Below are 9026 nucleotides of genomic sequence, written 5' to 3'. Positions count from 1 at the left end.
CCTAGTTAATTTTTTTTTGCCTTTTTCTACTTTTTCAGCAAGCCCTAATTAATAATTTGTTTCCTCCTGATGATTTCACTAAGTTTTGCCAAAACTGCATAAGCTGTACGAATCTGGAATTAAGAATGAATGTTAGGCAATACTGCTATTAATAGGTGGTTACAAATATTGATGGCTTATGATGACTGCATTCAGATATTGGCAGCTAGTAACAATTGATGCTGCGGGAAAACGCCAAATCCAGGAAATTACTCCAGCTAAAGACTTTTTTGCGGAGCAATTTCCCGAATATACGGCTAAAAGTGATGTACCAGATGCAAAGGTGCAACGAGAACTGCTGCAATTATCCAGAGATAGTTCTACTAAAAGATGCTGTTTAGCAGAACGTTGTCTACTGTGTTTCATATCCTGGCACATTGAGCAGGTTTGCTGGCAGCTAGAAGCCCAATTCGGTAATGCTCACGGTTTTAGTCAGAGTGATTTGCTACCCTATGTCTTAGATGATGATGGCAGTTTGGAACAAACAGGTAGTTATCAATGCCTGGGACGAAAAATTTTGTTGAGTTTTGATCCAGGAAAAAGTCATCTGTCAACTTGGATAAATCTCAAAGTCAAACAGAATCCAGAACTCAATAAATTTTTGTTGGAATTGGGACTTTACCGCGTGACTGATTGGGCAATTTTGAATGATACTCTCCCGAAAAAGTTAAAGCAAATTCTTACAGAGTTTCACTCTTTAACATCTAGAGAAGTTACAGATTTTTTAGGACTTTTAAAAAGTTATCACGAAATATATAAATTGCAAAGATTACAACAAAGCTCTTTAGGTAGGGGAAGAATATGTCCTCCTCCTACGAATCAACAGCTACAGCAAATTTCTGTACGTTTAGAAAGCGTAATTGGTCAAAAGTTGGAGAATGAAACTGTAATGACACAATTACAGAAACTGGCTGCTTATTTGCGAGAATACCGAATTTATAACCAGAGTCGTTCTCTACCAAAGATTAGTGAATATCCTGTTGACATAGCTGCGGTGGAAAACCATGATCAAAATGAAAATGAGCAAATGGAGTTTTTAGAGTTATATCGGCAGCAATTTTTAATTTGTTTAGAACAAGCATTAAATATAGTTGTAACTTCGTGGTTGAAGAAGCTACAACGGAAGAAAGGGAATAAATCTCAAAATTTTCTAACCGCACTCCAGTTATTTCATTGTCAACAAATGTCTATGACAGAAATTGCTCAAAAGTTAGAGTTAAGGGCGCAAGATGCAGTAACTCGCTTACTGAAGCTGAAAGATTTTCGCGCTGATGTACAACGAGAGTTTGTCAAAATACTATATGAGCGCGTGATTGAATTAGCACATAATTATTCTCACCCAGAACGTCTAAAAAAACTTGAACAACAGCTTGCTTCCATACTACATACGCAAAGTTCTATTTTATTTAGAGAGGCAGAAATTCAATCTCGAACAGTCAGTAATAATTCACAAAATAGCCTATTTTCAGAAAAATTGTGCCGTTATTTAGATTCATTGGATCAACAAACATGAGTAACTTATCAAGCAACAATTCTCAATTACAATTAGACTATGAACTTCTTTCTCCAGCCGCAGTTCATGTTTCATCTCAACAAATTATTCAGGCTGTAGACCTGAGTAATCAAATTTCCAATGTATCCCGAAAATGGCAAACTTATATTAATGGTCTGGCACTATTTGCTTTTGAAGAATGGTTGCAAGAAAGAGCAGATACTTTAACTATTAAGAGAGAAAAGTGTACAGTTTTACAGCCAGCTTTAGCTAACGCGATTCCTGTTGTTGCCAACTTGCAGGTAGGTGAATTCAAAGTTTGCTTAATTCCCACTGGTAGTTTGTATGATTCAGAAATTTCTCTTTCTCAATTAGTCGTAGATTTACCAGAATATGTTCCTCATTTTTATGTATTGGTCGAAGTTTTAGAAGAACAAGCATCTGCGATAATTTCTGGGTTTATATCCTATCAGGAACTCATGGAAAAGCAGATAAGAGCGAATTTACAGCCGGAAGTTGATTGGACTTATCAATTACCTTTGGATTGGTTTGATTGTGATGCCAACAATTTATTATTAAATTTGCGTTGTCTAGAACCAAATAGTATTAGTTTACCTGCAATTCCCCATAATCGCGCTCAAATTTCAGTGACAATGCAAAGTAATTTAATCGCATTATTACCCCAGTTACAATCACCTGAGTGTGAACTATGGGAAATTTTGACTTGGGAACAAGGAACGGCTGTATTTACCAATCCAGAGTTACTGCATTGGATTTATAGTTGTCAACAGCAAACACCTAATTCTGGACTCAAAACAAACTTAAAAGATTTATTTAAATTATGCACACAACCAGCTTTGAATGTAGGACGTTGGTTGTGGGATGAATTAGATGAATTAGCACAGGAATTTTCCTGGAAATTATTACCTAGTTTCACACCTGCGATCGCAATGCGAAGTCCTACAGAAGAATTTCAGGCAATTATTAACCAATTACAACACAGAGGTTTAGAAATTCCTGTTCAAGCGCGGGGTGCTTATCAAGATTTACTCTTAGCAGGAATTCCCTTACGTCTGTATGCGATGACTTGGCATTTATTATCTGAAAGTGACCCACATTTGTGGACGTTGTTGTTAGTTTTAGGAACAACTTCACAAAACACTTTACCTAGCCATTTAAAATTGCGTGTTAGTGACCAAACGAGCGTTTTATTGGAACAGGGAATCAATCAAGAACAGGGTGATAGTTATTTGTTTACTCGTGTTGTTGGTAATTGGGATGAAAAGTTTTTGGTGAGTGTCAGTTTAATAGATAGTGTGGAGATTAATTTACCTCCATTTACATTTTATCCGGGGCGTGTGCTTTAGTTTCTCTGATTACATTTCCACAATAAATCTAACTATGTGAAGCAATGTAAAAATATTTTAATTTAGCTCTTAATTCAGGACTAAAGTCCTGACTACAAACCTGGGATTATTGACGACGGCTTACTTAGAGTAAAGAAGATAAAAGGCGATGCGAGTAGTTAAATCTACCGCATCATTTTATTGTAAATGTGATTTGGGTCATTGATATTACTGTGACTTCATAAGTAACATTACTTATAGCATCATAAAAATCAGCATAAATTTTGAGATTTATGGATTATTTTCATTTATGTCATGCTCGACTGCGGCTTTTTAACAAGGTTTGAGGTTAAATAAGTGGGTAAACAAAGATACAAGGAAGCAAAATTGCATAACCTCCCTGGGGCTGAGAAATATAGATAGTTAGCGGTTAATCTGATCTCATTTCGTTTGGAGGATTGTTTATTGTGCATTTTGTTGGAGAGCTAAAGGTCTAATTTATCAGCGTGCATTGGTCTTTATCCGTAGTAAATCATGGTTGTTTCTAATTTTCATTTGAAGGTGCAACAGTTTGATCAGCTTTGTTATTTTGAATTGTCTTGGGGGCAAGGGCAACAGATTGGGGTGAAGCTGGCTTATCCTGATGCGCTGAATTTTAAGTACCAGGAATGGCAACGAATTTATTTAGGTTTTTATAATACGGGACTGCGAGGAAGAGTAGCAGAAATTGGTAGTTTTACTGCACCTCCTGTTGATTGGCACGCTCGTTTGGTGGAGGCGGAAGCACAATTTTTATATGAGTTTCATCACTGGTTACGTAGTGCGGAGTTATATGAAATTAGATCCACTATAGCTAAAGAAATTAATAATGATATTTTTCTGATTTGTGATTCTCTAGATTTAGATCGTTTACCTTGGGAAGTCTGGGAAATTGGTACGGAATTTGCTCTCGATTCTACTAAGTTTCGGGTTGTTCGCACACCTTTAAATCGGCGAAGTCTCATTGCTAATATCAAGCCAAATCATGCTCCCAGGAAAGCCAAGATTTTAGCTATTTTAGGAGATGAATCTAATTTAAATTTTAACGCAGAAAAGCAAGCTATTCGTTCTTTGCGTTCTGTGGCTGATGTAACTTTTGTTGGTTTGCGATCGCATGAAAGTATTACTGAGTTAAAAACTAAAATTGTCCAAGCTATATCTGCTGATTCTGGTTGGGATATTTTGTTTTTTGCTGGTCATAGTAATGAAACTAATTTGACTGGTGGTGAGTTGGGTATCGCTCCAAATACAGCTTTATTATTAAGTGAAATAAAACCTGCTTTAACTATAGCAAAAGAGCGAGGTTTGCAGGTGGCAATTTTTAACTCTTGCAAGGGGTTAAGTATTGCTAATACACTCATAGATTGGGGTATTAGTGAAGTGGCAGTAATGCGAGAACCCATTCATAATCGGGTAGCTGAGGAATTTTTTCTGCGATTTGTCCAAACTTTAGCTCAATATAAAGATGTCCATGAGTCATTATTAACGGCAACAAAATATATTAAATTAGAAAAAAACTTTACTTATCCTAGTGCGTATTTAATTCCTTCTTTATTCCGACATCCAGGAGCAAAGTCATTTTGTATCCAACGACCTGGAATAGAATTAAAGCCTACTCGCCTAGAAGCGATCACACTATTATTAATATTAACTATTAGTTTATCTCTACCCCTACAAAAAGGGATATTACAACGCCGCATATTGGTACAGGCTATATATCGTCAACTAACAAATCAAGTCGAAAGTGTTACCTATGCGCCCATCCTCTTAGTGCAAATTGATGAAACATCTATTAGAAAAGCCAACATCTCTAATCCCAAACCGATGAATCGTCAATATTTGGCGAAGTTAGTTGATAAGTTAGTGGCTAATAACGCTAGAGTAATTGGTATTGATTATCTATTAGATCGACCCCAAGAGCAAGCAGATCCTATCCTCGCGGCATCGATCCAAAATGCTATTTCTGCACCCCAGCCGACATGGTTTGTTTTGGCTGCAACTCACAATCTCAAGGGTGAATGGCTACAAGCATTACCTGAAATTACCAGTTTAAACTGGAGTCTACAAGGTGATATCAAAGTTTTGCCTTGGTATATGCGCTTGTTTTCTGTTGATGATTGGCAAACTCAACCTTGGCATTTTTCTAATTTATTAACCCTGAGTTATGAATTACAAAAAATTCCCAATTCACCCCAGCCGCAATTAGATAGTCAAACGGATTTTTTACAACAAATAAATGCTTTTCTTAAAGATGGTAATAAAAGTCATCAAACAATTTTGTCATCCCAGCGATCGCATTTACAACCAATTACAGTTTTTAGTTATTGGCTAAATCAAATGTGGATGCACCCAATTATTGATTTTTCTATTCCCCCTCAGCAAGTATATCGTTCTCTTCCTGCTTGGGAATTACTAGAAAATCCCGCCATGATTCCAAATTTACAGCAGCAAATTGTGATGATTGCACCGGGGGGATATAACGAAGCTGGAATTAGCAAAGATGGTGAAGATAATTTTCATAGAGATTTACCACTTGCAGTTAAATACTGGCGGAATCAGGAAAGTTCTCAGAATAAAAATCGGGTAATTACAGGAGGTGAAACTCATGCTTTCATGGCGCATCATTTACTGACTCGTAGATTAGTTGTGCCAATTCCTGATTTCTGGATAACTGCTATGGCGATATTAGTAGGTAAAAGCCTATCAATTTTGCCAATAAAAAGGCAGAAATCTATATGGAAATGGTTATTTATACCAACTATCATAACAGGAGTTTATGGACTGGTTAGTTTACAAGTTTATATTTCCCTAGCCATACTATTACCTGGGATTTTACCCTCGACAATGGTTTGGCTTTACTTTATCCTTCCCTATTTTGAAAGAAACAAAAATGCGTAATCTTCTAATATCTACTTTAGTTTTATCAGCAGTAGCTTCTACAAGTTTGGCTGTCTTACCTAAGGAATTTGTGCTTGCCGAAAATACAAAAGATTCATCTTTATTAGTAAGTATTTATCGGAATTTATTTAAGAAAAAAGAACCGCCTATAAAACCTCGAAATGGTGGTTCTCGTCCTACTGGACCAGTATGTATGATTTCTCCAGATGTACCAAGTGTATATAGGAAAGTTTGGAGCGATCGCCCTTTATTTCTTTGGCAAGGTTACGTTTCTACAATAGCAGTGCGGCATCAGGGTAGTAATATCAATTCATGGATTCACCCAGCATCTCATACTCAAAATATTACCTATACAGGCGAACCATTACAACCAGGACAAGTTTATCAATGGGTAGTTAATGGTGGGCAATTTATCCCCTTTCAAGTTATGGAAAAACAAGAACGCGATCGCATTAGTTCTGAATTACAAAATATAGAAAAACAACTCCAATCTACAGGTGCAAATACCGAAGCGATCGCTCTAGCTAAAGCCAATTACTTTGCTGAAAAGAACTTGTGGAGTGATGTCTTGCAACAAGTTTATTCTGTACCCGAACCTTCGGCAGAATTAACCACATTTCGTCAAGATATTGTCCATAATTTATGTAAACCAGTGATAGCTAATCAAGTATCAGGTAATTAGAAATCAGGGGGAATGAGAATTTAATTCTAGTTTTTGCATAACCCCAATAGGACTGAGAAATATAAATACATAGAAAGCGAAAATAATAGCTAGTCTATGATTCTCACTCCCCATTAGACATCTCTGGAAAAGTAGAGAAGTTCCATGGAACGTCTCTATAGGCGTTTAGGTCACGCATATTTAAATTCAGTTGATGTCTATTACCTATTATTAAAATTGGAGGTAAACAAAATGAGTCAGTCAATGGTAGTAACGGATTGTCATAAAATATTTATTGGTGGCACAATTGCCATGATCACAGATGAATATTCAAAAGCTAAAACCATAACATTAATGACGGCTGAAGACACTCTAAAACAGTTTTTAAATATACAACCTGACTTAATTATTACAGATATTTTATTACCTGCAAAGCATGGAGAATCCCCACAAATTTCTACAGGCATACAATTGTTAAAGACTTTAATGAAAAAGTATCCTCATTTAAATATTATGGTGCAGAGTGAACACATCAATAATTTAATTCAAATTAAGTCAGAAATTGATGAACATCAAGGAGGGTTTGTTTTAGCAAATAAAAGCCTTGGCTATGCAGAAATTCTCAACAGAGTTAAATGGTGTTTACAGGGATTAACTCACATTCAAGATATTCAAAAAAATTCAAGGAAAGAATCTGCGGATGATTACACAAATTAAAGCTAAAAAAATGGGATTGATTAACTAAGTAGGTAGGTGGGAAAACTTATAACTATGTCATTGCGAGTGGAACGGAGTGGAACGCAGCAATCCCAAGAGTTTTGGGTAATTTACAGTTCGTTACATAGTTGGGTGATTAGCATCTACCTACTTAAGATTTTTGCATAACCCCAGCATAACCCAGAAGTATAGATAGATAGAAAGCGAAAATTCTACGAGAATAAAGCACTCATTCCCATTCAATGAACCTTTTATATTGTCGTAATTACCAATTCCGCTTTGCTGTAGTTTCAACCAGTAATTAAGGAGATATAAAAATGCAAAAATTTAATTTAGCAATAGTAATCATGGTATTCAGCACCATAGCGATTACACCCAAAGCCGAAGCAAGAAATTTATGGACAAATCAGCCCAGAATATTATCTACAGTTACCGCACAAGTTTCTGATTCAAGCAATAAAGATGATGTTTCAATATACTTAAAACGGGGTTTTAAAAGATTAGAAGAAGAGAAATATCAGGAAGCGATCACAGATTTTAATCAAGTTATCAAACTAGAACCTAATAATAGTTTTGCTTATTTTGGCAGGGGATTAAGTAATTTTAGTTTACACAACTATCACACAGCCAAAGATGATTTTGATCAAGCTATAGAAATTAGTCCTAATTTTGCATACGGGTACTATTTTCGAGGTATTACCCTGATGAATTTACGAGATAAACCAGGCGCGATCGCTGATTTACAAAAAGCATCAACCCTATTTACCCAAGAAGGAGAATTGGAACTTGCCCAAAGAGCAGATAATGCTATTGAGGAAATACAGGCGATTTAGAGCTATTTGCCTAAAACCGGGTTGGTAAATTTTATCTATATCCGGTTGTAGCTGCTATATCTTCGCCATTTTTGCATATCCCTGAAACCATGAGAGATATATGTGATCAACGCCTCTCCTTTATATAAAAAATCTGGCGTTGCTGATTGAATGTATGAATTAGCCTCACGCAAAGGCGCAAAGGCGCAAAGAATTAAGAGTTAAAGATATCTAATTTTTAAATTTCATACTCTGATTCAGCAACGCCGAAAATCCTAACTGCAAATACCAGCCATGCGTTATCGGACAATCAGCACCACTGCATTTATTATTTTCATCCTGACTGCTTCTATGCCTGTATCTACAAAATTACCTAGTTTTTTACAAATTTCGCCGGTCTTGGCACAAACAGCAGATGCACGCAAAGCAGAAGCAGACCGACTATTACAGCAAGGTATTGAGCAATTTCAAACTAGTCAATTTACGGACGCATTGCAGTCTTGGGGACAAGCACTACAAATCTACCGCGAAATCAAAAACCGTTTTGGGGAGGGTAATGCACTGGGAAATCTCGGTGCTGCCTACCTTGCATTAGGAGAATACCCCACTGCTATTGACTATCATCAACAACGTTTAACGATTGCAAGGTTAATCAAACACCGTCTTGGTGAGGGTGCAGCACTAGGAAATCTTGGTGTTGCCTATAATAGTTTGGGAAAATATCACACAGCTATTGACTACCATCAACAGCGTTTAATAATCGCTAGAGAAATCAAAAACCATCTTAGTGAGATTCAATCACTGGCAAATCTCGGCGTTGCCTACCTTGCTTTGGGAGACTACCCCACAGCTATTGACTACCATCAACAAAGTTTAGCGATCGCCCAGTCAACAAAATACCGTCTTGGTGAGGGTAATGCGCTGGGAAATCTTGGTGTTGCCTACCTTGGGTTGGGAAAATACCACACAGCTATTGACTACCATCAACAGCGTTTAATAATCGCTAGAGAAATCAAAGACCG

Annotated in this window: 7 protein-coding genes; all 7 read left to right on the top strand. The window is 36.7% G+C overall.

Features of this window, described 5'->3' with window-relative positions:
• The first annotated feature begins 178 nt into the window (after positions 1-178).
• Complete coding sequence (locus FJR04_RS22625; protein ID WP_254445351.1) at positions 179-1552, top strand: hypothetical protein; 1374 nt, start codon at positions 179-181, stop codon at positions 1550-1552.
• Positions 1549-2898, top strand: coding sequence for a DUF1822 family protein (locus FJR04_RS22620; protein WP_168499048.1), 1350 nt, complete (start codon positions 1549-1551; stop codon positions 2896-2898). The genes FJR04_RS22625 and FJR04_RS22620 overlap by 4 nt, the downstream gene beginning before the upstream one ends.
• 513 nt (positions 2899-3411) lie before the next feature.
• Positions 3412-5814 (top strand): CHASE2 domain-containing protein, encoded by a 2403-nt coding sequence (locus FJR04_RS22615; RefSeq protein WP_168499046.1) that lies wholly within the window; start codon positions 3412-3414, stop codon positions 5812-5814.
• Positions 5807-6496: a hypothetical protein gene (locus FJR04_RS22610; RefSeq protein WP_168499044.1), complete on the top strand. Its 690-nt coding sequence runs from the start codon at positions 5807-5809 to the stop codon at positions 6494-6496. Before FJR04_RS22615 ends, FJR04_RS22610 begins: the two co-directional genes overlap by 8 nt.
• Before the next feature lie 231 nt (positions 6497-6727).
• Entirely contained in the window at positions 6728-7192 is a 465-nt protein-coding gene (locus FJR04_RS22605; RefSeq protein ID WP_254445350.1) for a hypothetical protein, read from the top strand.
• A 317-nt stretch (positions 7193-7509) separates the two neighbouring features.
• A complete protein-coding gene (locus FJR04_RS22600; RefSeq protein ID WP_168499042.1) occupies positions 7510-8025 on the top strand; it encodes a tetratricopeptide repeat protein in 516 nt (171 codons plus the stop codon).
• Positions 8026-8298: 273 nt separating this feature from the next.
• A partial coding sequence (locus FJR04_RS22595; RefSeq protein WP_168499050.1) for a tetratricopeptide repeat protein occupies positions 8299-9026 on the top strand: 728 nt, incomplete at its 3' end.

Source organism: Anabaena sp. UHCC 0204 (genome assembly GCF_009711975.1).
GTDB lineage: Bacteria > Cyanobacteriota > Cyanobacteriia > Cyanobacteriales > Nostocaceae > Dolichospermum.
This window is presented reverse-complemented; position numbering and strand designations above follow the sequence as displayed.

Bases quoted from the DNA above. Each gene is read 5' to 3' on its own strand.
- FJR04_RS22625 (WP_254445351.1), top strand. From the start codon at position 179: ATGATGACTGCATTCAGATATTGGCAGCTAGTAACAATTGATGCTGCG.
- FJR04_RS22620 (WP_168499048.1), top strand. From the start codon at position 1,549: ATGAGTAACTTATCAAGCAACAATTCTCAATTACAATTAGACTATGAA.
- FJR04_RS22615 (WP_168499046.1), top strand. From the start codon at position 3,412: ATGGTTGTTTCTAATTTTCATTTGAAGGTGCAACAGTTTGATCAGCTT.
- FJR04_RS22610 (WP_168499044.1), top strand. From the start codon at position 5,807: ATGCGTAATCTTCTAATATCTACTTTAGTTTTATCAGCAGTAGCTTCT.
- FJR04_RS22605 (WP_254445350.1), top strand. From the start codon at position 6,728: ATGAGTCAGTCAATGGTAGTAACGGATTGTCATAAAATATTTATTGGT.
- FJR04_RS22600 (WP_168499042.1), top strand. From the start codon at position 7,510: ATGCAAAAATTTAATTTAGCAATAGTAATCATGGTATTCAGCACCATA.